Below are 24703 nucleotides of genomic sequence, written 5' to 3'. Positions count from 1 at the left end.
GTCTTCTACGCCGCCGGGCGACTCCGCTAGCGGGGGGGAAATCCTCCTGTCAAGGTGAGCGAGCTGTCACAAATTCCTAGTGCCGCCGTGTACACAAACGTCACGACTCCGTGGACAATGTGCCGGCCCATCAGTCCGGGGGGGAGCCGGAACCATGACTCATAGCGATGCCGCGGGCCGCCCCGTGGCCCAACTGCTTGTTGTCACGCGCAGCCTTGTCGAGCTGACCGACCGAGCCGTCTCCGACAGTGAGCTGTCCCACGCTGCCGCCGACGTGCTGATGTTCGCGGCGCGTCAGGCGGCCCGACTGGTGGAAGACGTGGTGAGCCTTCGCTCACGTGATCCCAGTGACGCCGGTGCATTCGTGCAGTGCTCCAGCAGTGCAGAGCTCGACCGTGCCTACAACGATCTGGAGTGCCTGGCCGAAGCGGCCGGCATGATCCGCGCGCATGGCATCGGCTCGCAGTACCGTGCGCATCTCGCTTACCTGATGCGCTATGCCGCGGAATCGGCCTGCAACGCACTGGAGCGCGCGGAGCGCTCCATGAACCTGGCCGACATCACCAGCCTGACCCATGCATGGGTGATGGACGCACGGAACTAAGATCTGCCGCGCTGCGACAGAAGGCTTACTTCTTGTTCGGCGCGTCTGCGGCGGGCACCTGTTCCAGCGGGCCCACCTGCACGTGGCCGACCCAGCCATCGAAGACATTGACTGCTGCCTTGTCCAAGGCCTTCATCACGGTCTCTATCGGCGGACAGCCGTTGGGATCGGCCACGGGTCGCGATGGGTCGGTCATGCCCGCCATGCAGAATTTCGCGCCACGCGCGCTCAGGCGGTTCAGCGTGGCCATGCCGTCCGTGTAACGGCGCTCCGCGCGCGGCCCAGCGGTGGCATCGCCATAGACCGGGCGCATGCTGACCAGCAATTGTTCGGCAGCGTGCCGATCGGCTTCCGTGGCGTTCTTCAACGCCGTGTCGTACGCCTGCCGGAATGGCGAATTGGCACGCTCCGACGCCAGCGTAAGCCAGGCGAGGCCCAGCGCCGGGTTCACCGGTTGATTGTCGCCGTTGAGTGCCATCACGCCCAGCACGTACTGCGCGGGCTTGCTTGCCCAACTCGCGGCGGTCTTGAAGAAGCGCTGCGAGGTGGCGTACTTGCCCAGCCCGTAGGTCTGCGTGCCCAGGCAATAGAAGTAGTCGCCCGGCAGGATTTTCTCTTCGCCAGACACGCAGCGCGTGCCGGCAAGATCGGCATCGGTAGGCGGCGTGTCGCTCTCCGCTGCGGCATCCGCCGACTGCGCCCACGCCTGCGGCGCCGCGAAGGCCATGAACAAGGCCAACGTCCATGCGATCAAGCTGCCCTGCCGTCCTTGCGTGGTCATACCCGTCTCCGTTGATGTGCCTTGTTCAATGACGGCACATCCTAACCTTGACTGGCGTACGAAGGATGACGACGGCGCGAAGTATGTTCTTGCGACACCCACGCCTCCACGGTGCCTCGTCGCGTGATGTCGGACATGTGTTCCTAGGCACACACCCGCGCATCAGCACGACGAGGCTCGCGGATTGTGTCGATGACGACGCGACGCGTCCTTGCGTCCAATCGCAAATCTGTGAGATGCGTCAGGCCGTATTCGCCCGTCGTGACGAAGCACTCAGGGAAAGTGCCACCAGCACCACCGCCAGCACCGCGTACGCAGCCGCGAACTGCCATGCGAGCTGGCGCTGGGCCTCATCGAGCTGCCACGGCAGATAGATACCGCCGCTCAGCTCCACTGAATGGATCACGCCGAACAGGCTGAGCGCCGCGCCAAGCAGCAGAATCAACGCCGCACGCAACGCCTTGCCGTCGATCATGGCCACCACAAAGCTTGCCCATACCATCGACGTGATGATGAAGCCGTTGCCCAGTGCGTTGATGATGGCCAACTCCGAGAAACCGTGCGTGCGATCGCCCAGCAACGCGACGACGTGCTCGGGCGACACATAGGTAGGGTCGCTCAGTTTGATCGCCACCATGCGCGCAATGGCGGGAAAGAAGCTGAATACCACGGCGGGCGCGTAACGCATCGGCGTCGCCTCGAACGCCTGCACGGTAATGCCGATGGCGACGAACACCAGGATGGGCGCCAGCACCGATAGCGGAATCAACTCCACCAGATTGGAGAGATAGCCAAACACGCCCCCCCAGGCCCACGAACAGACCGGTGAGCAACGTATAGCCCGTGCCCGCACCCATCGCCTTGTAGGACGGTTGACCGATGTACGGCGTGGTCTGCGCCACGCCACCGCAGAAACCCGCCACTAGCGTTGCTACTGCTTCCACCAACAAGATGTCGCGCGTGCGGTACTCGTCCCCGGCGGCGCGTGCACTCTCCGTCACGTTGATGCCACCCACCACCATCAACAGGCCGAACGGCAGGATCAACGGCAGATAAGGCACCGCAGATCCCAAGCCACCGATCCACTCCAGCGTCGGTAGCGGCAGCGCGAAGCGCCACGTCCACGGCTTGGGCGGCTCATAGCCGCTGCCTAGCCCACCGAGTGGGCCGAGCACGTAATAGAGCAGCGCACCCACCACGAAAGCGACCAGCACACCCGGCAAGTTCCACGGCATGCGTGCACGCGCCACCAGCGCATAGAGCACCACGCCCAATCCCGCAAAGCCCACCAGCGGATGCTTGAGGATTTCCACCAACGGAAAGAACCCCATCAACACCAGCGCAATACCCGCGATGGAACCCAGCAGGCCGGCGCGTGGCACATGCCGTTGCACCATGCCGCCGAAGAACGACAGCACGAACTTCAACACGCCCATGATCACCAGCGACGCCATGCCCAATCGCCAAGTGGCGAGCCCGGCCGCCTGTGGATCGAGCCCCACCTGCTTGAAGTGCAGAAACGCAGGGCCCAGCACCAGAAAGGCCATGCCAATGCTAGTGGGCGCATCGAGCCCCAGCGGCATCGCGGTGACATCCGTCCGTCCACTTTGACGCGCGAGTCGTCGGGCCATGGCCGTATAGGCCAGGTTGCCAAGCAACACGCCGAAGGTGGTGCCGGGCACCATGCGCATGAACACGATGTCGGCAGGAAACCCGAAGACGCCGATCAGCGCCGTGGCGAGAAACGCCAGCACCGACAGATTGTCCACCACCAGCCCCAGGAACCCGTTGAGGTCGCCCGGCGATATCCAGCGCTCACGTACCGTCACACTCATCTCAGAACGACACCTCGGCCGGTTGGGTCACGCGCAACACGGACTGATCGCCCGTGCGCTGCTTCCATGCGGCGCGAATGGCCTCCACTTTATCGCGGTTGGCGGGGATATCGGGGTAGTCGATCACCAGCATCTTCGAACGCAGGCGCTCGGGCGTTGCCTGCCCCTTGCCCTGCCACTGGCCATAGACATCCACCACGCTCAGCCCATCGGGAAAGCGTGGCGTCACTTCGGCATCCAGAAAGGCACGCCAACCCTGCTCGGTGATCCCGTGCGTGTCGTCGCCGACCACGCCAAGCCCAAAGTACAGCCGCGTTTCCACCCAGCCCTGCGTCTGCGCGGGGTGCGCCGCATCGCCATGCAGGGTGGCCTGGGTCACCGGCGCGGTGGTCACGCAGCCCGACAGCAGCGCTGCCGACAGCAGCGCGGAAACAAAAAGCATATGACGCATCGTTATGTCCTTATGTTCGTTTGGACATCCAGACGGATAAAAATCCATGGATGTCTTCGCAAAGTATTGACAACAGAACTTGCGCAATGCAACAAATAACTTACGGTCACGTAGCCATACGGGCCCACTGCCAGTTTCACCGGGGACACAAGGTCTGTTTGACATGAACGTCGCTACACCTGGACATCGCTCGCCGCCGCATGGCCATGCCATGCGGCGATGTTGCCCGGGCTGACGCTCTGGCGCCCTGATGGGCGCCCTTCCCCTTCTCTATCCATCCTCCGGCGCCCGACTCTCGGGCGTCATGGACCGCTGCACCCCAAGGAAACCCGATGCCGATCAACACCGCGGCCCTACGCCGCCGACTCCTGCCGGCCCTGATCGTCGGGCTGCTCGCGCCGGTGGCGCAGGCCCAATCCCAGGCCGACGATGGACAGGCCAAGACGCTCGATCAGGTTGTGGTCACCGGTGTCCGCGCCAGCCATCGCACGGCACTGGAATCACCGGTACCTGTCGACGTGCTGACACAGGACGACCTGCGCGCTGCCGGCGCGGTCAATGGCGAACTCGGCCAAGCGCTGGCGACGCTGCTGCCCTCGTTCAACTTTCCGCGCCAATCCAACTCGGGCGGCTCGGATCACGTGCGTGCAGCGCAGCTACGTGGACTCTCGCCTGACCAGGTGCTCGTGTTGGTGAACGGCAAGCGCTTCCATACCTCCGCGCTGGTGAACACGGATACCAAGATCGGCCGCGGCACCACACCGGTGGACTTCAACGCCATCCCGATCAGCGCGATCAAACGCGTGGAAGTGCTGCGCGATGGCGCAGGCGCGCAGTACGGCTCCGATGCCATTGCCGGCGTGGTCAACATCATCCTCGACGATGCGCCACAGGGCGGTGAGGTCACTGCCACGGGCGGCGCCTACCACACGCATTTCCGCCCGGCCGACCGCGACATCACCGATGGCGACTCCGGCTACGCCGCCGCCAAGTGGGGCACGCGCTTGGCCGGTACCGGCTTCTTCCGTTTCGGTATTGAAGCGAACAACCACGGCTCGACCAACCGGGCCGGCATCGACACCGTGCCGGACTGGCTAGCCGATCCCACGCCGTCAAACCTGGCGCTACGCGGGCGGCGCAACTACGCCGCAGGTGACCCCGCCGCACAGAGTTACAACGGCTGGCTCAACAGCGAAGTACCGCTGGGCAGCAATGCGACGTTCTACTGGTTCGGCACGTATACGCAACGCCATAGCGTGGGCGACAACTATTTCCGCTACCCGGACAGCAGCGCCAACATCACCTCCATCTATCCGGACGGCTACCTGCCCAAATCCGTCGGCAGCGATCGCGACCTGCAGACTGCGGCTGGCGTGCGCGGCCTGTTCGGCGACTGGCACTACGACGGCAGCCTGAACTGGGGCAGCAATGGCTTCGACTACGACCTGCGCGATTCGCTCAATGCGTCACTAGGCCCGGACAGCCCGACCTCGTTCCACATCGGCAGCTATACCTTTAACCAGGGCAGCGTCAACGGCGATTTCAGCCATGATTTCAACGTGGCATCGCGCAACGTCACGCTGTCACTGGGCACGGAATACCGCCACGAAAATTTCCGCACGCGTCCGGGTGACCCTGCGTCCTACATCGCCGGCCCTTACGTCGACGCACCGGTCGGCGCGCAGGCGGGTGGTGGTCTGCAGCCGCAGGATGCCGCCAACCTATCGCGCGACGTGGGCGCGGCCTATGCGGAGCTCTCCAGCGATGTGACCGAACATGTGTTCGTCGATGCCGCTGCGCGCTACGAGCACTACAGCGATTTTGGCGGCAACTGGAGCGGCAAGCTCAGCGGCCGCTGGGAGTTCGCTCCTGGGTTCGCATTGCGCGGTGCCTGGTCCAACAACTTCCGCGCGCCATCGCTCAGCCAGATCGGCTACGAGGCCACCACCACCGGCTATGGCGCGGACGGCAAGCTGGTCACCGGACGCATTCTTTCGGTGAACAACCCCATCGCGCGCGGGCTAGGCGCCGAACCGCTGAAGCCCGAGAAGTCGCGCAACGCCAGCCTGGGCCTGACCGGTCAGGTGGGCGAGCACTTCGACTTCAGCCTGGATGCGTACCAGATCAACATCGACCATCGGGTCACGCTGTCGGAAACCATCGACAGCCCGGGGCTGGAGGATTACATCCTGCAGCACTTCGGCGTACCCGGCGTGCAAAGCATCGCGTTCTTCACCAACGCGGTGGACACGCGCACGCGCGGCGCGGAACTGGTCGGCAACTACCGCACACCGCTTGCCGGTGGCGGTCTGTTGCTCACTCTGGCCTACAGCCATAACCACACCGATATCCTGCATGTGATTCCCACGCCCCAAGCACTCGCCGCTACCGGCGCCGGCAACGTGCTGTTCGGCGTGGAGGAACAGAACACGCTGACGGATGCAGCGCCGCGTCAACGCGGCTCGTTTACCGCCAACTGGAGCAACACGCGCTGGAACCTGCTGGGGCGCGTGACACGCCAGGGTTCCGTGGTGCGCGTGTTCGACTTCGGCGGCGGCGACATGCCCACGCAAACCTACGCGCCGCGCTGGCAGTTGGATGCGGAAGTGGAGTTCAAGGCGACCACGCAACTGAGCTTCGCCGTGGGCGGCTACAACCTCACTGACCAATACCCCACCCGCTCCAACAGCGAGATCAACTACGCGGGCAACTTCCCTTATGACGTGATCTCGCCCATCGGCCTCAACGGTGCCTATTGGTACGGGCGGGTGCGCTACACCTTCTAAGCCCGCGCCGTCTCAGGCCATGGGACGGCACGGCGGCAACATGCGGGACATCTCTCGCCCACTCGGCGAGAATGCCCGCCATGAGCGATACCTGCCGCTGCCAGCCATGAGCCACACCCTGGACCTGCCTCTGGAGAGCCCGATCCAGCCGGGCTTGATGGTCATCCATGGCAATCGCATGGAAGACCTGCGTGATCTGCTGACGGGCTGGCTTGCCCGCGCGCCGCTGCGTCCGCTGGAAGATGAGCTGATGCTGGTGCAGAGCAACGGCATCGCGCAGTGGTTGAAGTGGGCGCTGGCTCGGCCCACCGGCGTAGGCGGCGGCCTGGGCATCAGCGCCGCCATCGACGTGCAACTGCCCGGTCGCTTTCTGTGGGCGGCCTATCGCAGCGTGCTGGGGCGTGATGCGGTGCCCACCACGTCGCCATTCGACAAATCCCGCTTGAGCTGGCGACTGCTGCGCTTATTGCCCGCGCATCTGCACGAGGCTGAGTTCGCACCGCTGCGTGACTTCCTTCGCGACGACCCCGACGAGCGCAAACGCTTCCAGTTGGCCGAACGCGTGGCCGACCTGTTCGACCAGTACCAGGTGTATCGCGCCGACTGGCTCGCGGACTGGGAACAGGGGCGGTATGTGCTGCGCAACGATCTGCGCGGCGAGCATCCCGAGCTTCCCGCCGATCAACGCTGGCAGGCTCGTCTGTGGCAATTGCTGCTCGACGACGTGGGCGAGGAGCGCCACAACCATCGTGCCGCCGTGCACCAGGCCTTTCTCGATCGCATCGACACGATGACGACGCGGCCTGCCGCGCTGCCTCGCCGCATCGTGGTGTTCGGCATTTCCTCGCTGCCACAGCAGACCCTGGAAGCGCTGACCGCACTGGCTCGCTTCAGCCAGGTGATGCTGTTGGTGGCCAACCCTTGTCGGCATTACTGGGCCGACATCATCGAAGATCGCGAACTGCTCAAGGCCAGCCAGCGCCGCCACGACCAGAAGCCCGGCTTACCGGCCGAGCCGCGCTACGAAGATCTGCACCTGCATGCCAATCCGCTGCTGGCCGCCTGGGGCCGACAGGGGCGCGACTACATTCGCCTGCTCGACGCGTTCGACAAACCGGAGGGCTATCGCTCGCAGTTCACTGCATGGAACCGCAGCATCGACCTGTTTGCCGATACCGATGGCGGCACACTACTGCGGCAGATGCAGCAGGCCATTCTGGACCTGGAGCCGCTGCCAGTCGAAGCCGCCCAGCGCAAGGCGTGGCGCGATGATGACACCTCGCTGCGTTTTCACGTGGCGCACGGCCCGCAGCGCGAAGTGGAGATCCTGCACGATCAGTTACTGGCGATGTTCCAGGGCGCGGCACAACGCGGCGAGCCGCTGTCGCCGCGCGATGTCATCGTGATGGTGCCGGACATCCAGACTTATGCGCCGCACGTACAGGCCGTATTCGGCCGTCTGCCGCTGGATGATCCGCGCCACCTGCCCTTCTCCGTCGCCGATCAACCCGCGCGTGGTGCCGTGCCATTGATGGTCGCGCTGGAGCATCTGCTGTCGCTGCCGGAATCACGCTTCGCCGTGAGCGACCTGCTGGACCTGCTCGACGTACCGGCGTTGCGCAGCCGCTTCGACATCGACGAAAACGGCCTGCATACGCTGCGGCGCTGGATCGAAGGCGCGGGCATCCGCTGGGGCCTCGACCGCACGCAGAAACAAAGCCTGGAATTGCCGGGCATCGAACAGAACACCTGGCGCTTCGGCCTGCGTCGCATGCTGCTGGGCTACGCCGTGGGTGAAGGCGACACCTGGCACGGCATCGCCCCTTACGGCGAAGTAGGTGGATTGGACGCCGCGCTGGTCGGCCCGCTGATCCTGCTGATGGACCAGCTGGAGCAATGGTGGGCGCGCATGCGCGAACCTGCTGCACCCGATCAATGGCACGAACGCCTGCAACAGTTGCTGCTCGACTTCTTCGATGCAGACGACCCGGCCGATAGCGACCGCCTCACGCGCCTCAACGATGCATTGGACGAGTGGAAGCAGGCCTGCGCGGAAGCAGGCTTCGCCCTGCCCTTGCCTCTCAACATCGTGCGCGAGCATTGGCTTTCCTCCATGGACGAAAGCCGGCTGTCGCAACGCTTTATGGGCGGCGCGGTGAGCTTCTGCACGCTGATGCCGATGCGCGCCATTCCGTTCCGCGTGGTCTGCCTGCTCGGCATGAACGACGGCGACTACCCCCGACGACAAGCCCCCGCTGACTTCGACCTGATGGCGCAGCCCGGCAACGCGCGCCCTGGCGACCGTTCACGCCGCGAGGATGATCGTTACCTGTTCCTGGAAGCGCTGGCATCCGCGCGCGACACGCTCTACGTGAGCTGGGTGGGACGCAACGTGCGTGACAACAGCGTGTTGCCACCTTCCGTGCTGGTGGGTCAACTGCGCGACTACATCGCCGCCGGCTGGCATCGCCTGGGTGACGATCCGGATGACATCCGCAGCGGCGAACACCTGCTGGACGCGATGACTACGGTGCATCCGCTGCAACCCTTCAGCCGCCGCTATTTCAATGCGGACGCCGACGCCCACCTGTTCACCTATGCCCGTGAATGGCGCCAGGCACTTCGCGACCACGACGATGCAGCGATGAACGGATCGCTGGCACCGTGGGAGCCCGATGCCGCCATGAGCCTGGCTTTGTTGCAGGGCTTCGTGGCGCGTCCGGTACGCCACTTCTTCAACCATCGCCTCAAAGTCCATTTCAATACATGGAACGAGGAAGCGATGGACGAGGAGCCGTTCGGCCTCAATGCGCTCGAGCGCCACGTCGCCACGACCAGCGTTCTGCGTGCCGCGGTGACGTCGGTCGACCCACGTGCTGCCGTGGACATTGCTACCCGCCAACTCATCGACCAGGGCAGCTTGCCTCCCGGCGGCTTTGGCGAACTCGCACGCGATGCACTGGCCCGCGAAAGCGGCGACCTCGCCACCCGCTGGCGCTTGGCCTGCGAGCGCTGGCCCTTGGTGGATGAAAAGATAGAAGTGCTGCACGAGGCGCACGGCGTACGCCTCGAAGACTGGCTGACCGACTTGCGTCGTGGGGACGAAACCCCTTACGTGCGCCTCGAACTGGCCACGGGAAAGCTGCAACAGAAGAATGACATCCGCTACGACAAGGCGATCAACGCCTGGGTCATCCATGTGGTGGCGCATGCGCTAGGCCTGCGCCTGCAGTCGCGCATCATCGGTACCGACACGACCTTGGTGCTGAAACCGTTGGACGCTGACGACGCCCGCATGTGCCTCAACGCCATGCTGTCCTGCCTGCGCGAAGGCATGCGCATGCCGCTGCCCGTCGCACGCAAAACAGCGTTCGCGTGGCTGCAGAATCCGGACGATCCGGAGAAGGCACGCAAGCAGGCGCAGCTAGCCTATGAAGGCAGCGGCTTCGGTGGCGTCGGCGAGGTGCAGGAAGATGCCTATCTCGCCCGTGCATGGCCGCGCTTCGATGCGCTCGAAGCCGGAGGCTTCCATCATTGGCTGGCGTTGTACCAGCCCATGCTGCCAGCCATCGTCAACGGAGCGGATGCATGACGGCGACCGCACCGCTCCAGCCCCTGCAACTGCCGCTGCAAGGCATCCAGCTCATCGAAGCCAGCGCGGGTACGGGTAAAACCTGGACCATTGCCGCGCTATATCTACGACTGGTGCTTGGTCACGGCACGCATCAAGGGAAGGCGTTGCTGCCTTCGCAGATCCTCGTGCTCACCTTCACCAAGGCAGCCACGGCCGAGTTGCGCGAACGTATCCGGGAGCGCCTGGGCGAAGCGGCGGACGCGTTCCGCGGGCGCCGCGAGGCGGACGAATTCCTGCGCAGCCTGATCGACGTCTATCCCGATGACGACTGCCGCGCACGCGCCGCGCGCCAACTCGACCTGGCCGCGCAATGGATGGACGAGTCGGCCATCCACACCATCCATGCCTGGTGCCAGCGTATGCTGAGCCAGCACGCGTTCGACAGCGGGCATCCGTTCGTGCAGGACACGGACACCGACGAAAGCGCGCTGCTTGCCGATGTTGTACGCGACTATTGGCGCTGCCACTTCTTTCCGCTGGATCGCAACGGCGCCGCACTGATCTCGCGCTGGTGGAAAACACCGGCCGACCTGCAGAGCGACCTGCAGCCCTTGCTGCGGCAACCGCCGGAGAGCTTGCGACTGGATGGTCGCCCCCTGCCCGATGCCGAACGGACGCTCGATGAATTCCGCGAGCGTGTCGGTGCTTCGGCCATCGCCGAGGCACAAGCCCGACAGCGCTGGCTGGACGACGTCGACGCCATCGAAGCCCTGTTTGCGCAGGCGCTGGCAGCCGGTGCGCTCAACGGCAACAAGATGCGCAAAGAGAAGGTGATCGACGAACTCGCCCTGCTCCGCGCCTGGGCCAGCGATGGCGCGGACGCATCCATCGCCTTGCCTCGCTACACGCGCACCGCGTTGGCAGCGGCAAAGAACAAGAGCGCCGAAGCGCTGCAGCATCCCGCCTTCGACGCCATCGAAACCTGCGTGGAAGCGCACGGACTGGTCGCGCCCTGGCGCGCACCCGTACTCGCGCATGCCACCCGCTGGGTCGCGGCGAAGCTTGAGGAAACCAAGCAACGCCGTTCGCAGCTCGGCTTCGACGACATGCTCAAGCGCCTCGACGGCGCCTTGTACGGGCATACCGGCAAGCGCCTTGCCGACACCATCGCCACGCAGTATCCGATGGCGCTGATCGACGAGTTCCAGGACACCGACCCGCTGCAGTGGCGCATTTTCCATCGCATATACGCCCACCGCGATACGAACGGACTGCTACTAATCGGTGACCCCAAGCAGGCGATCTACGGCTTTCGCGGTGCGGACATCCATACCTACCTGCGTGCCCGCACCAGTGCGCGGCAACCGATGTGGACACTGGGCACCAACTACCGCTCCACTGTGCCGTTGGTGGATGCCGTCAATCGTGTATTCGCGTTTGCCGACACGCACGAGAACGGTGCATTCGACTTCGGCCGTGGCAAGGATGCGCTGCCCTTCTTCCCCGTCGCCGCGCGTGGCCGTAGCGACGAGCTGGTACTGGACGGCCAGCCGCTACCACCGATGCAACTGGCAGTGCAGCCGGGCGACGACGCGATCAGCGGCACCGCTTACACCGACCTGATGGCGAAGCACGCCGCCGCCTATCTAGTCGATCTGCTCACCGCCGCGCAGGAGGGACGCTGCGGTTTTCGGCGCGAGGACAGCACGCTGCGCCCGTTGCAGCCGGGCGACATCGCCATTCTTGTACGCCGTGGCTCCGAAGCGGCGAAAGTGCGCGAGGAAATGCAGCGTCGTGGTCTCAAGAGCGTGTATCTCTCCGACCGCGACTCGGTCTACGCCTCGCCGGAAGCCACCGACCTGCTGCGCTGGCTGCGCGCCTGCGCCGAGCCTGGCTCGGATCGCACTATGCGCGCTGCGCTCGCCACACCAACGCTGGGCCAGAGCGATGCCGAGCTCGATCGTCTCAACCTTGACGAACACCATTGGGAAGCCTGCGGCGACCGGTTCCGCCTGTTGCACGCCACTTGGCAACGCCACGGCGTGCTCGCCATGCTGCACGACCTGCTACACGCCTTTGACCTGCCCGGGCGACTGCTGTCGCATCTCGACGGCGAGCGCGCACTGACCAACCTGCTGCATTTAGCCGAACTGCTACAGCACGCCGCGTCCACGCTGGATGGCGAGCACGCCTTGATCCGCTACCTCGCCGCGCAGATAGCCACCGCCAGCGACCCGCACTCCGACACCGCCGACGAGCAAATCGTCCGCCTGGAAAGCGAAGCGGCGCTGATCAAGGTGGTGACCATCCACAAGTCAAAGGGCCTGGAATATCCGCTGGTGCTGTTGCCTTTCGTGTGTTCGGCGCGCGAACTGAAAGCCGATGACAGCTTTACCTGGCACGACGACGATGGCGAGCTGCGCATGGACCTGCGCGCCGACGACGCTGCGCTCGCACGCGCAGACCGTGAACGCCTGCAGGAAGACCTACGCCTTCTCTACGTGGCCCTGACCCGCGCGCAGTACGCCTGCTGGCTGGGCGTGGCCTGCACGCGCGCTGGACAGGGCAAGGCATCGACGCTGCACAAATCGGCGTTCGGTCATGTGTTGTCAGGCGGCTCGAAGATCGAGCCCGCCGAGCTCCTGCCGCGACTGGACGCTTTGCGTGGCGACGGCAGCGACATGACCATCTGTTTGCTGGACATGCCAGCCACCCAGCCCGTGCCTGCCTCGCCGTCCGAGATCAAACCATTGTGGGATGCGCGCAACTACGAGGGCCCGACCACGGAGCGCTGGCGCGTATCGAGCTACAGCGGCCTGAAGTACGCCGAGGTCGAGCACATACACATCCCCGCGCCGGAAACAGCAGCGCAGGACACACTGATCGAGGCTAGCGCCGAACAACCCGTGCTGCCCAACGTCATTGCAGCACCGGCGCAAGGCATCCACGCTTTCCACGCCGGTGCGGAAGCCGGCACGTTCCTGCACGACCTGCTGGAATGGGCCGCCGACGAAGGCTTTGCGCAGACCGCTGACGACCCGTCAGCGCTCGAGAAGGAAATTGCACGGCGCTGCCAGCGGCGCGGCTGGCAATCGCACATCGCCATGCTCACTGCATGGATGGCGGAGCTGCTGCGCACGCCACTCGCTCTGCCGGATGGCACACGTGCATCGCTGGCACAGATGGACAGCCACTACGCCGAACTGGAGTTCTGGTTTGAGGCGATGCACGTCGACACGCTGGCACTCGATCGGCTGGTGACGACGCATACGCTGGATGCGCGCCCTCGCTTGCCGCTGCTCGCTGAGCGTATCAACGGCTTGCTCAAGGGTTTCATCGATCTGGTGGTGGAGCAACAGGGCCGTTACTACGTGATCGACTACAAATCCAACAAGCTGGGCAACGACGCCACCGCGTACACGACGGAAGCGATGCGCGATTCGATCCTGCGCGAGCGCTATGACCTGCAGTACGCGCTGTACACGCTGGCACTGCACCGGCAGTTGCGCGCTCGCCTGCCCGGCTACGACTACGAGCGGCATATGGGAGGCGTGGCTTACCTGTACCTGCGTGGTGTGGACGAGGCCGGGCACGGTGTACATATCGAGCACCTGCCCAAAGCGCTGATCGAAGCGATGGATCGCCTGTTCGCCACCGGAAAGCACGCCCATGTCGCCTGAATCCCGGCTCACGTCCATGGAACAGGCAATCGAGCGCAACTGGCTGCGACCGTTGGACGTCGCCTTTGCGCGTTTCCTCGATGCGCAGGATCCGAGCGCCCCGCCCGCCCTGCCCCTGCTCGGCGCGCTAGTCAGCCGACAGCAAGCAGACGGCCATCTCTGCCTTGACCTGTCATCGTGGGAATCCCTGGCGGACGACGGTGGCTGGCCTTCCGACTGGAAGGCGATGCTCACCGAGGCCGCGCGCGCACCGTCAACGCTGCTCTCATCCATGCTGCTGGCCGCGATTGATGATCCCGCGCGCAGCGCCTCGCCATTGGTGCTCGACGGTGACCGGCTTTACTTGCGCCGGTACTGGAATCACGAGCAACGGGTCGCGCAGGCGATCAGCCAGCGCCTGGCCAACACGTGGGAGGCATCACCGCTACTGTCGGCACAACTCACCCGATTGTTCCCCGCCGTTTCCTCCGAGGCGCCCGACTGGCAACGCGTGGCGTGCGCGCTTGCCGCGCGAGGCGCCTTCACGGTGATCACCGGTGGGCCGGGTACCGGCAAGACGACAACGGTGGTGCGCCTGCTCGGCCTGTTGCAGACCCTGCATCGCAAAGAAACCGCGCGCCCCTTGCGCATCCGCCTCGCCGCACCGACCGGCAAGGCAGCGGCGCGGCTACAGTCGTCCATCAGCACACAGATCGCGCAACTGGACGTCGACAGCGACGTGCGCGCCAGCATTCCCAGCCAGGTGGATACATTGCACCGCTTGCTGGGTGCGCGGCCGGATACGCGGCGCTTCCGTCACGACGCCAGTCATCCCTTGCACCTGGATGTGCTGGTCATCGACGAAGCGTCGATGATCGACCTGGAGATGATGTCCGCCGTGCTGGCCGCGCTGCCCGACAACGCCCGCTTGATCCTGCTCGGCGACAAAGACCAATTGTCATCGGTGGAGGCTGGTGCCGTGCTTGGCGACCTGTGTCGCCGCGCCGAAGCCGGCCATTACAGTGCGGCCACCGCTGCATGGCTGCGCGATACCACCGGCGATCGTATCGATACATGGGTATGCGATGACGCCCGCGCGCTGGACCAGCATGTCGCGATGCTTCGCCACAGCCATCGCTTCGGCGCGGACAGCGGCATCGGCACGCTCGCGCAGCGTGTAAACGAAGGTGATGCAACACAGGTGCAGGCACTGCTTTCCAAACGGCTCGCCGATATCGCCTGGGTCGATGCCGCTGCCGATGCGCGCACACTCACTGACCTGGTGCTCGACGGCGGCGCGTCGCGCTTTCTGCCGCGCGCCGATGGCGAACAACCGCACGGCTATCGCCACTACATTGAATGGTTGCGGCGCGAACGCCCGTCGGTGGCAGCCACGCCCGATGTATTCGACACATGGGCCCGCGGTGTGTTGCGTGCCTTCGGCAGCTTCCAGTTGCTGTGCGCGTTGCGACAAGGCCCGTTCGGTGCGGAAGGACTCAACCGCCAGATCGCTGGCATTCTCCATCAAGCCCAATTGATCGACAGCAGTCACGAGTGGTACGAAGGCCGCCCCGTGCTGGTCACGCGCAACGACTACAGCCTGGGACTGATGAACGGTGACGTGGGCATCGCCCTGCGCGTGCCGGACGAACAGGGTGTGATGCAATTGCGCGTGGCGTTCGAAGTCGCCGGCGACGCGGCGGACCACGCGTCGCGCATCCGTTTCGTCTTGCCCTCGCGCCTGAGCGAACGGGAAACCGTCTACGCGATGACGGTGCATAAGTCGCAGGGCTCGGAGTTCGACCACGCCGCACTCGTGTTACCTGCGGAGGCCAATGCCGTGCTTACGCGCGAACTGCTCTATACCGGCATCACGCGCGCGCGGCGCTGGTTCAGCCTGCTGACCCCGGCCGCCATCGTACGACAGTCCGTGGAGCAGCCCGTGCACCGCCACTCCGGCCTGTATCAGCGCTGGTCATCAGCGGACGCACGCCAGAACTCAAGCAGCGCCCGCGACTAGCGGCGCTGCTCCAGCGTGGCCTGCAAGATGACCAGCACGCGTCCATCTGTGATGGCCGGATCGCTACTCCGCGCCGTGATGCGGTAATACCGTCGTGAGCTCTCCGAGTGGCTCCCGTAGTTGCGGGCATTCGCGCTTTGTTCCACCGCCACACCCTGCTCCGGATCGACCCAGTCACCCATGTTCTCGATCACGTACTGAGGCTGGCCAGGGGCCACTTGCGACACGGTGAAGTCACGGCCATCCACGGTATGGATACTGCCCTTCGGCAGACCGGGATCGTTGAACGGGCTGGCAAGGCAGGCCACTGTCTGGCTCTGACAGTTGCGCGCAATCTCTTCGGGATGGCTGATCAGACGTGACTGCGCCACGCGTAGCGCTGCCTCCGCATGCTGGAACGCGATCTGACGATCATACTGATGCGCCGACATCTTCTGTTGCAGCAGCGTGCCGCGCAGGCCCGCGAATGCGACCAAGGTGAGCACGACGAGCAGTAGCAGAGCCGCCACAAGCGCGAAGCCGCGCGCCCTCGTTTGTCGCCGAGCCATCTCACTGCACCCGATTGCGCAACGTGGCCGTCATGCCGAACTCGCGCGAGATGGGTGCATTGTTCACGCCCGCTCGTGGGTCGGCGCTCTGCAGAGTGAATGTCACACGCACCGCGATGACGTTTTCCCAATCGGTCACTTCGGTTGCGCGGCTGAATGGCCCTGCATGGTCGCGCTGCTGATACGCCAATTGCAGATCCGTCACGCCTCGCACCATCTCCTGACGTTTGAGCGTGCCGCCCTCCAGCCCCAGGCGATAAAGCGACAGTCCCTTATCCGGATTGATGCCGAGGTACCAATCCGAGACGTAGACAGGTGCCAGCATGGCGTTAGGGCCGAAGACATACCTGTTGGGTGACTCGCACGATGCGGGATAACCGAGGCCGGCCGAGCAGTTGCCGTCGCCTTTGGCATGCATCACGGTGCGCCCGCTGACACTGCTGGATTTGAAGATCGCCGCGTGATCGTAATCGCACACGATGAACACCTCGCCAGTGGAGAGGTCCGCACTCGCCTCACGCAGAGTGAGCGTCGCCCGGGCCTCATCGTGTGAGGCAACGCTATAGCTCGTGTCTTTGCTGCCCAGCAGTTGCAGCGACGGCTTGCCCGCCACACGGTCGCCTGCGGCCTTGCCTACGGGGGTATCCGGATCATTGCCATCAAACCCAAGGATGGCGCGGCGCCAATCACCCCACCAGATAACGCCGCCATTGTCTGGCCCGATGGCCAGTACATTGGCGACGCGTCGGTTGCCACATCCCGTAGCGCCAGCATTGCGGATATCCCGCGCCAGCAGTTCGAAGGCCATGCGCGAGCTGTCTTGCACATCGGCCAAGGCATGCGTGGTGCGGGCAATATGCTGAGATGCCAGGAAAACGCTGCTGACGCCCACGACGACGATCGCCCCGATCAGCATGGCGACCATGAGCTCGACGAGACTGAAGCCTCGCCGCCCGGCATATCGCGATGGGCGCGCTAGCGAACACGACGACACGATGGCTCCGGAGACAGATGGCGAAGCCACCGATACTCCATGCCTTGGCGAAGGCCGTATAGCGCGCGGCGCCCCGATCAACGCAGGGTGCAGAACGCGTTGTTGTGTGCGCTATCCCTTACCCATCCGCCAGCATGATGTTCTGGCGGATGCGACGGCCGTCAGCCCTGATGAGCTGACGGCGGTGCCGCCCTTACCAACAATCGGATGTCTGGCCCGTACTCGTAGTGCGATTTCCCGCCTGATCAAGGCTCAACGTGCCGCACATGCCATCACGCGTCTTCTGCGCGTCCTGAGGTGCTGCATTGATCTTGTATGTGGTCTGGGTCGGTGTGCTATCGAACGCATACTTATAGAACCGACCGGTCTGCTGGCTCGATGAACAATCCAGACTAGGCAACGCTACATCCGTAGCGGACTTGTCGCTCCCCGTCTTGTCGTAGCGCAAATACGTGGCGTTGTACCGCTCCATATAGCTCGACAACTGCGAGAGACATCCCTCTGCAGCCACGCGATTGGCCTTGGTCACGTGCTTGAGGTACGAGGGGAAAGCCACCGCTGCGAGAATGGCGATGATCGCCATCACGATCATCACCTCGATCAGGGTGAATCCCGCGTGGTGCCACAGTGACACATCCCGAGATGTCATCGCTGTTCCCTGTCCGCGCATGCGCGTACGGACCCGAGCCTGCTTAGTCATACGCTGCCCCTTCACTGATTGATCATCTCGCGCCAGGAAATACGGGTGAGATTGTTGCCGCCACCCGAGGTCTGGATGCTGGCGTTGGAGCCGTTGTCGAAACTCATGAGCATGGAGCTGCCCACAAAGATCGGGTTGTTAGGCAGCGAGTTGAAGCCGATACCAGCGGAAGGCTTACCGTTGACATAGTCAGAGGAGTCCACCTTGCCGTCATGGTTCAGGTCGAAGAAGCTCGTCTGCGGGTTGGTACCGGTGAAGGGATCCACCGCCATGACCCAGCCTGTGCCCGCGGGATTGCACGGATCGTCAGAGTTGGGGATGCGCGTGGTGCCCAGCAGGTAACTGCCTTGGAACTGGTTGGGCGTGACCATGCGCTCCCCCTGCGCCTTGGTCGTTCCACCAGTGACGGGCTGCAACAGGTCCATATACCAGCCCGAAAGTCCCGTCATCGACTTGGCCTCGTCCGTGGTGGTAACGGTACGACCACCGGATTTGGAGAGGTTGCCGGACGTGTCGACGGTCGCCGACGTTTCTGACGTGATCGCCCGCTGCACCAGTTTTGCGCGTGTCTTGGTGGTCTGGTCGGTGATGGGCGTGCTGCTGCTGTTGGTACCCTTGGCAATGATCAGGCCATACCAGCTCTGCGTGCTCGTATCCGTCAGGTCCGACAAGGTGAGGTACTTGCCCGTACCGAAAAACAGCCACAGATCGCCCGCCGAGCTTTTGCCCATGAGCATGCCCGCAGTAATGGGTTGAGGGGCTTTGCCCGCCGTATCCGACGTTGCGGTGAACAACAACGTACCCGCACTGCTCGCATCGGTCAGGTCGAAACTCCACACGTTTCCATCGAGGTCGCCGCCATAGGCTGCCGTGCTCACGCCGTTGGTTGCGGTGCCAATCCAGACAGCAGGTGCCGCCAGACCCGTTCCATCCGTGGTGCTGTAGACGGTCATCGAGCCGTCGGTCAAGGCAAACTGGAGCAATGCTGCCTTGCCTGCCGCGCTGTTGTAGCCATTGCCCATCAACACCGACCACTTGCCGGCCGCGGTCTGTGCAATCACCGGCTTGCCGATCATCTGCCCGATATACTTGCTATTGCCATCCGAATTGCCGTCGTTGGCAGAGCGCTCCCACAACAGCTTGAACTTGGTGGCGTCCGTAACGTCCAGCGCATATACCGTCCGGGCAAGACCACGGCCCGTGGTACCGACCAGCACCGTCTTCCACCCACTGGCGGTGTAGACATCCGATATGGCCAGTTCGCCATCGTTGAAGTACTGATGAAGCGGGCTACCCGTATTGCTGTCTCCATAGCTTTTGTTGGTCAGGTCTGCGATGCCGTTAGGGCCGCCATACTGGATCACTGCGCCAGGAAGATAGGCGAAGGTTTCGGCACCATTGATATCGAAGGCGTGCAGATAACCATCGTTAGAGGCCACGTAGAGACGACCAGCGCGACTGGCGTTGTCACTGGCGTACGTGCTGAACGTATCGGTGCCGGTGAACGTCTGCCCCAGGAACTGGTTGGCCGAAGGTGCCCCCACATACACCGGTTGCGAACTGACAATGTCGCCAATCAACGATTCGCGCTTGCGGAAGGCTGCTCCTGTCGTACCTTCTTTGGTCTGGTCGCCGCGCAAATAGTTGATCACGTCTGTCTGAGCGGTCGTGCTTGCACCAAGCGCCGTAAGCTGGGCAGTCGAGAGCTTGGGCAGGCCGCCGTCGGCTCCAACCTTGAACGCAATCGATGTGGTGCCGTCGGCGGTGGTGTAGATGTTCCGGTCGGCCGCAGCGGGCAGCTTCGACGAAGCAGTCCACTTCGACTTGGTGTCGATCGCACCCGTGGTGGAGTTGACGTCGTAGGCCAACAGATCACCGGTCCATTTGGAGGTCGTGTAGGTGGCCTGGTACGTCACCGTGCCCGTCTGCAACTGCGTGGAATTGGACGATAGACTTGCGGCCGAACCGGTACGCGAAGTGGCACGCTTGAGCGCATCCGCAAGACCTGCAGAGAAACTGGTAGGACTGGTGGCCGAATAGAAACCACCGCGGCTATTGAGCGCGGCGTGCGCGAGATCAGCTATGTTGTTGATGCTGTCGGCCTTGGGCGTAGGCCAACTGAAACTGTTGATCCAAGACTGCGTTGGCTTATACGTGCCATTGGCCCAGTTAAAAACCTGCTCAATCGTGGTACCGGACGGCGAAATCCCGGTAGGGGTGAACCCCAGGCCCATGGTGAACGTCACCATGTGCTGCCAGAACGCGGGATCGTCATCGCTGGTCGGCACCTCGTTCAACGAATTGGGGCGAAGGTCGGTGCTCCAATAGGTGAACGCGACATCCGCCAGCGTGTTGGAGTCGCCGTCAGCGTAGGGGGCTGCAGCGACATATTTGTAACTCGCCTGGTTCGGCCCGGTAATGGCGGTGCCCATGCTCGTGTTGTCGGCGTTACCCGGAGTTGAGAAGTTCGTGTCTTTCTCATTCCAGAAGCCATCCGTCGTGAGAATGGTGTACGACTGACGACATGCCAGCTCAGCGCCCTTGGTGGTCGGGGGGTCGCTCGACATCGCCGACCAGGGTTGAGCCTGTTGATAATATTTTCCCGCTGCCGTAAGCGCCTGGCGCAGCGGCGTACCACCGGAAGCCGTCGCCTTGGACACCCATGTCCAGAACGCATTCTTCTGATCAGTACTGCTGGACCCGTCACCGAATGGCGTCACCTGGGCGATGTAATTGTTTCCGCCGTTGTAGCCATCAGCGTACTTGTACCGTGAGGATGGCAGGTTGGCGTAATTGCCATTGCCCTTGCTGCTATCGCCACCGTCGATGGAACCGAAACCGACGCGATATTTTTCACTGAGCCCGCTAAAAGCCGCCATCAAGCCGCTTTTGGCCATCAGGATTCGCGTGTGGTAGTACGCAAACCAATTGGCCGCATTCTGTTGATCTGCCGCACTTTCGCTGCAGTTGCTCAGGCCCGCTGCGCTGCAGTCGCCGGCGTGGCTGGCAATGTAATACCGGGTGTAAGACGAAGAATTCGTCGCCGACTGCACTGTATAGGTGAACACGCTGACGGGGCTCTGCGTGCAAAGCTTACTTTTGCTGGTGTAGGTGGATCCGCTATCACACGTCGGCACATTGGGCGCGTAATAGGTGATGGTCTTACCGCTGGTTTTCTGGCATTTGCCGATGTTGTCGCCGCTGGTAAGTGGCCCCGTATCACCGCTGGCGCAAACCATGGTCGGCGAATAGGTATTCGATGAACCACTGACGCTCTTGATGTACGCAATGCTGCTTGAGCTGTAGCCGCTCCTGCTGCTGTCCTGCGAGCCGTCATAGCGCGAGAGGTTCACGGTTCCATCGGGCTGATTAAAGCCGTTGACCCATGTATTGGTAAAGCTGGCATTGGGGTAATAGGTGCCGTCCGCCATGGGCGGTGCTGTGTACGTGGTCTGCGGGTTGTAATAGACGCCGTTGACGCTTGCGCTGGCGAGGCCGCTAGCCGACGTATCGCTCAAATACCCGTAGTCGGGCATCACGTCCCACGCCATCGAGCCGGAGTCGTCGAGCATCAGCAGGATGTTCGGCGGCACCGTTGGCCTTTGAATCAATGGCGAACTATCTACCGTCACGGCGGCCTGCGCGGGCGCACTCAACACGCCAAGTGCGCACACCATGGCGCTGGTACCCGCCAGCCGACCCAGGAACTTGGCGAGCGGTTGGCTCGAATGAAATGGCATGCGCATGAAAGAAAGCCTGTCAGTGGCTACGGCGTGTGGAGTGGAAGCACTACGAGACGCGATTCGCACGAATCACTTCTGCTTGATCATGGCTTGCAGCGTCACCACCGAACGGGTACCTGCATCTTTGGGATTACCGCTGCGCGCTGTGATGCGGTAGTACGTCACCATGGTCGAAAGACCCTGGGCACCGTAGTTGTGCGCATTGGCGCTCTGGTTGTAGCCCGTGCTGGAATCCGGGTCCTGCCACTTGCCCATGTTCTCGATCACGTACTGCGGCTGTCCCGTAGCCAGGCTGCTGGCGGTGTACTGGCCGGCATCCGAGCCCGCGACCACATTGATGACATTGCTCGCGGCCAACTGGGTATCGGTGAACGGGTTGGCGGGGCACACCACGCCACCCGCCTGGCAGTTGCGCGCGATGTCGCCCGGATTTGTCTGTACACGCTTCTGCGCGGCGCGCATGGCCGCCTCTGCGTTCTGGAACGCAATCTGGCGGTCGTACATATTGGCGGACATCTTCTGCTGGATCAGCGTGCCGCGTACAGCGGCAAAGCCAACCAGCGTGATCACAATCAACAAGATCATCGCCACCACCAGAGCCACGCCCCGCTGATGACGGCCGCCGGCACACCCCGGAACCCGGGCGCTTGCCCGCACGACGGAAGGATGCGTCATATCAATTCACCCGGTTACGCAACGTGGTGGTAGAGGTAAACGAGCGGGAGATGGCTTTGCTGTCGACGCCAGCCCGACTGTCCGTGCTGACCATGGTCAGGTTGATCTGGATCGCGTCCACGTTGGCCCAATTGGTCACCTTGTCGGCAGTGAGGTACGACGCACTCCCAGCAAGGTGATAGCCGAACTGCAAGCTGGTGACGTTACGCACCATCTCATCCGTGCGAATGGTGGCGCCCTTGTCATCCGTAGTCAGCGACATGCGATAGAGCGATGTACCGCCAGCGCTCGTTGCCACGTACCAATCCACCGCACTGAGCCGGGCTACCAGGGCGTTCGCACTATACGTGTAGCTGCTGCCGCTGCTGCACACCGTGGGATAGCTCAAGTCATTCGTGCAATTGCCCGGCGTGCCCGACTTGGCATGCGTCAGCGTGCTGCCGCTGACGGTGGTCATCTGGACGATGGCGGCATGGTCCGGATCGCAGACCATCGTGATGTCGCCCGACTTCAAGGGAGTGCTGGACTCATTGAGCGTGAACGTACCCGCAGGTTCGCTATTGGCTTTGACGCTGTAACCCACGCCGTCCACACCCAACAGCGATAGCGATTCGGTATTCGTCGTGCGTTCCGTGCCACCGGTGCCCGAGGCAGGGTCCTTCTGGCTGGCGGTGTAGCCCATGACCGGTGTGCCCCAGTTGGTATACCAGTAGGTCGTGCCGCTATTGATCGCGTTGGCGATGCGCGAGCTATTGCCACAGCCAGTCAAACCCGCTGCACGGATGTCGCGCGCCATCAGCTCGAATGCGATGCGTGCGCTGGCCTGCACGTCGCTGAGTCCGCGATTGGTGCGGTAAACCTGCTGATTGGTCAGGAATACACTGATCACGCCGGCGATCACCACCGCACCCAGCAACATGGCCACCATCAGCTCGACGAGGGTGAAGCCGCGTGCGCAGCCAAGCCACCGCACGTGACCGCGCGGCACAGAAAAACGGTATCCGCTCATAGCAGCGCCCTGGTCTCGACGGTCTGTTGTTTCGTTTTTGAATCCGAACCCGGGCCCGGACGTACGTCGATGAACGAAATGGTGACGGTGCAATCGTTGCCCACGCACTTGATGGCGCCGGTGGTGGTCTCGGCCACACCCAGCGTGTTGCCCAATTGGCCGCACCATTGCGCCAGGTGGCTCGCGGCAAGGGTGCTCACATCGGAAGGACAAGCACTGGCCTTCAACACCGTGGACGTGTTGTAGGAGCCCTTCGTGGCGTTATCCACATCGGCCCGCATGGCATCGAGAATCGAATAACTCGCTACTGTCGCCATGCTTTTGGACATGGAGCTGTTGTTGGCCGACAGTGACATCGCCTGCAATGCGGCGATGCCCAGGAATGCAACCGACAGAATCAGCACCGCGACCAGCACCTCGATCAGGCCCACGCCCTTCTGCCGGCGACCCATAACCCATGCAGCGCGTTTGTTTGTCGTCATGTGCATGTCTCCGATGACACTTCGATCTGGGCAATGGAGCCCGCCACGAGAGTCACCTTGCGGTGGTTATTGGCACTCAGGCTGCTGGTGCAGATGTCGATCACCGCACCGTTGTACGGGCCACTGCTGCCCGCCTTCATGCCCATGCCCTGGCCATTGAAACGCAGGGCATTGAAGTCGCCGGAGATCTTCAGCGGCGACGCGATGCCGATGAACGGGCCACGTATCTGATCGAGCACTGCAGCACCGTCACTGCCGACACTAGCGCCATACACGGCACCCGCGCTGGTGGCGCACTTGGTGCCGAGGGTGTCAGTCGTATTCAGGGACGCCGTGCTGCTGCATAGCTGCACATTGCCGTTGCGCTTGATGGCTTCGACGCGGGCGATGTTGATCGCATCGATGACTTCGTTCGCCGCCGTGGTCAGCCGGTTGGAAATCACCATGGAGCGGAAGCTCGGCACGGCGAGCGCAAACAGCACGGCAACGACCACCAGCGTGACCACCATCTCGACGAGCGTGAATCCCGCGGCGCGCCCACCCCTATCCGGAGCTAGCTTGCCCCCCCTGCTGCCCGCACGGCCTGTTCATACGTTTGCCCCCTGTTATAGGCGCAAGAACTTACCGCGTCGTCAGCTTTAAGAAACTTCTGATCCGACGAACGGTAGGTTCTTTCGGACAAACGGTAAGACTTACGCTACAAAACGAGGCGAATCGTGACACCCGTCACGAAGCCAGGGCCCTTCGGCTCAGGTGGCGACCTGACCCTCCGATCGGAGCAGGAGTCTCCAGCCCTTGTTTTTGCGTCCTTTTCTTCCCTCCCGCGCGACCCTTCCGTTCGA

The 24703-nt window shown here is 63.3% G+C and carries 15 protein-coding genes and 2 pseudogenes; 5 read left to right on the top strand and 12 right to left on the bottom strand.

The window, feature by feature from the left end; translation table 11 throughout:
- Positions 1-154: 154 nt before the first annotated feature.
- Positions 155-604: a hypothetical protein gene (locus tag DYST_RS22760; protein ID WP_102303569.1), complete on the top strand. Its 450-nt coding sequence runs from the start codon at positions 155-157 to the stop codon at positions 602-604.
- A gap of 25 nt (positions 605-629) precedes the next feature.
- Here the strand turns inward: DYST_RS22760 and DYST_RS22755 are convergent, their stop codons facing one another.
- The 3 genes and pseudogenes from DYST_RS22755 to DYST_RS22745 all read right to left on the bottom strand — a co-directional run bounded on the left by DYST_RS22755 (position 630) and on the right by DYST_RS22745 (position 3671).
- Positions 630-1385, bottom strand: a complete 756-nt coding sequence (locus DYST_RS22755; RefSeq protein ID WP_239948694.1) for an SEL1-like repeat protein — start codon at positions 1383-1385, stop codon at positions 630-632.
- A 241-nt stretch (positions 1386-1626) separates the two neighbouring features.
- Positions 1627-3220 (bottom strand): annotated as a pseudogene (locus tag DYST_RS22750) (hypothetical protein).
- Position 3221: 1 nt separating this feature from the next.
- On the bottom strand, positions 3222-3671 hold the full coding sequence (locus tag DYST_RS22745; RefSeq protein WP_428993940.1) for a DUF3574 domain-containing protein: 450 nt from the start codon (positions 3669-3671) through the stop codon (positions 3222-3224).
- Positions 3672-4003: 332 nt separating this feature from the next.
- On the opposite strand from DYST_RS22745, the gene DYST_RS22740 reads away from it, so the two are divergent.
- Genes DYST_RS22740 through recD form a run of 4 tightly spaced genes read left to right on the top strand, consistent with a single transcriptional unit; the run spans position 4004 to position 15710 of the window.
- On the top strand, positions 4004-6457 hold the full coding sequence (locus tag DYST_RS22740) for a TonB-dependent receptor plug domain-containing protein (RefSeq protein WP_239948692.1): 2454 nt from the start codon (positions 4004-4006) through the stop codon (positions 6455-6457).
- 40 nt (positions 6458-6497) lie between these two features.
- Positions 6498-10049: an exodeoxyribonuclease V subunit gamma gene (gene recC, locus DYST_RS22735; protein ID WP_239948690.1), complete on the top strand. Its 3552-nt coding sequence runs from the start codon at positions 6498-6500 to the stop codon at positions 10047-10049.
- On the top strand, positions 10046-13711 hold the full coding sequence (gene recB / locus DYST_RS22730) for an exodeoxyribonuclease V subunit beta (RefSeq protein ID WP_239948680.1): 3666 nt from the start codon (positions 10046-10048) through the stop codon (positions 13709-13711). Before recC ends, recB begins: the two co-directional genes overlap by 4 nt.
- Complete coding sequence (recD, locus tag DYST_RS22725) at positions 13701-15710, top strand: exodeoxyribonuclease V subunit alpha (RefSeq protein ID WP_239948678.1); 2010 nt, start codon at positions 13701-13703, stop codon at positions 15708-15710. Before recB ends, recD begins: the two co-directional genes overlap by 11 nt.
- On the opposite strand, the gene DYST_RS22720 is transcribed toward recD, so the two are convergent.
- From DYST_RS22720 to DYST_RS24110, 9 genes and pseudogenes are all read right to left on the bottom strand, one after another.
- Positions 15707-16258 carry a pilus assembly PilX family protein gene (locus tag DYST_RS22720; RefSeq protein ID WP_275666893.1) on the bottom strand — a complete coding sequence of 184 codons (552 nt, stop codon included), beginning with the start codon at positions 16256-16258 and terminating at the stop codon, positions 15707-15709. The genes recD and DYST_RS22720 overlap by 4 nt on opposite strands.
- A gap of 1 nt (position 16259) precedes the next feature.
- Positions 16260-17282 (bottom strand): prepilin-type N-terminal cleavage/methylation domain-containing protein, encoded by a 1023-nt coding sequence (locus DYST_RS22715; protein WP_239948667.1) that lies wholly within the window; start codon positions 17280-17282, stop codon positions 16260-16262.
- A 163-nt stretch (positions 17283-17445) separates the two neighbouring features.
- On the bottom strand, positions 17446-17901 hold the full coding sequence (locus DYST_RS22710) for a type IV pilin protein (RefSeq protein WP_275666892.1): 456 nt from the start codon (positions 17899-17901) through the stop codon (positions 17446-17448).
- Between the two features lie 62 nt (positions 17902-17963).
- Positions 17964-21698 carry a pilus assembly protein gene (locus DYST_RS22705; protein ID WP_239948665.1) on the bottom strand — a complete coding sequence of 1245 codons (3735 nt, stop codon included), beginning with the start codon at positions 21696-21698 and terminating at the stop codon, positions 17964-17966.
- Positions 21699-21764: 66 nt separating this feature from the next.
- On the bottom strand, positions 21765-22370 hold the full coding sequence (locus tag DYST_RS22700) for a pilus assembly PilX family protein (RefSeq protein WP_428993939.1): 606 nt from the start codon (positions 22368-22370) through the stop codon (positions 21765-21767).
- A gap of 1 nt (position 22371) precedes the next feature.
- Complete coding sequence (locus tag DYST_RS22695) at positions 22372-23379, bottom strand: PilW family protein (protein ID WP_239948661.1); 1008 nt, start codon at positions 23377-23379, stop codon at positions 22372-22374.
- The gene (gene pilV / locus DYST_RS22690) at positions 23376-23861 is read right to left on the bottom strand and encodes a type IV pilus modification protein PilV (RefSeq protein ID WP_239948659.1); all 486 of its coding nucleotides are present in this window, start codon (positions 23859-23861) and stop codon (positions 23376-23378) included. The genes DYST_RS22695 and pilV overlap by 4 nt, the downstream gene beginning before the upstream one ends.
- On the bottom strand, positions 23858-24307 hold the full coding sequence (locus DYST_RS22685) for a GspH/FimT family protein (RefSeq protein ID WP_275666985.1): 450 nt from the start codon (positions 24305-24307) through the stop codon (positions 23858-23860). The genes pilV and DYST_RS22685 overlap by 4 nt, the downstream gene beginning before the upstream one ends.
- Positions 24308-24328: 21 nt before the next feature.
- Positions 24329-24388, bottom strand: a pseudogene (locus DYST_RS24110) (prepilin-type N-terminal cleavage/methylation domain-containing protein); the annotation flags it as partial.
- Positions 24389-24703 lie beyond the last annotated feature (315 nt).

Origin of the sequence: Dyella terrae, assembly GCF_022394535.1 — a bacterium.
GTDB lineage: Bacteria > Pseudomonadota > Gammaproteobacteria > Xanthomonadales > Rhodanobacteraceae > Dyella.
The sequence above is the reverse complement of the archived record's forward strand: the minus strand, read 5'-3'. Positions and strand labels throughout refer to the sequence as shown.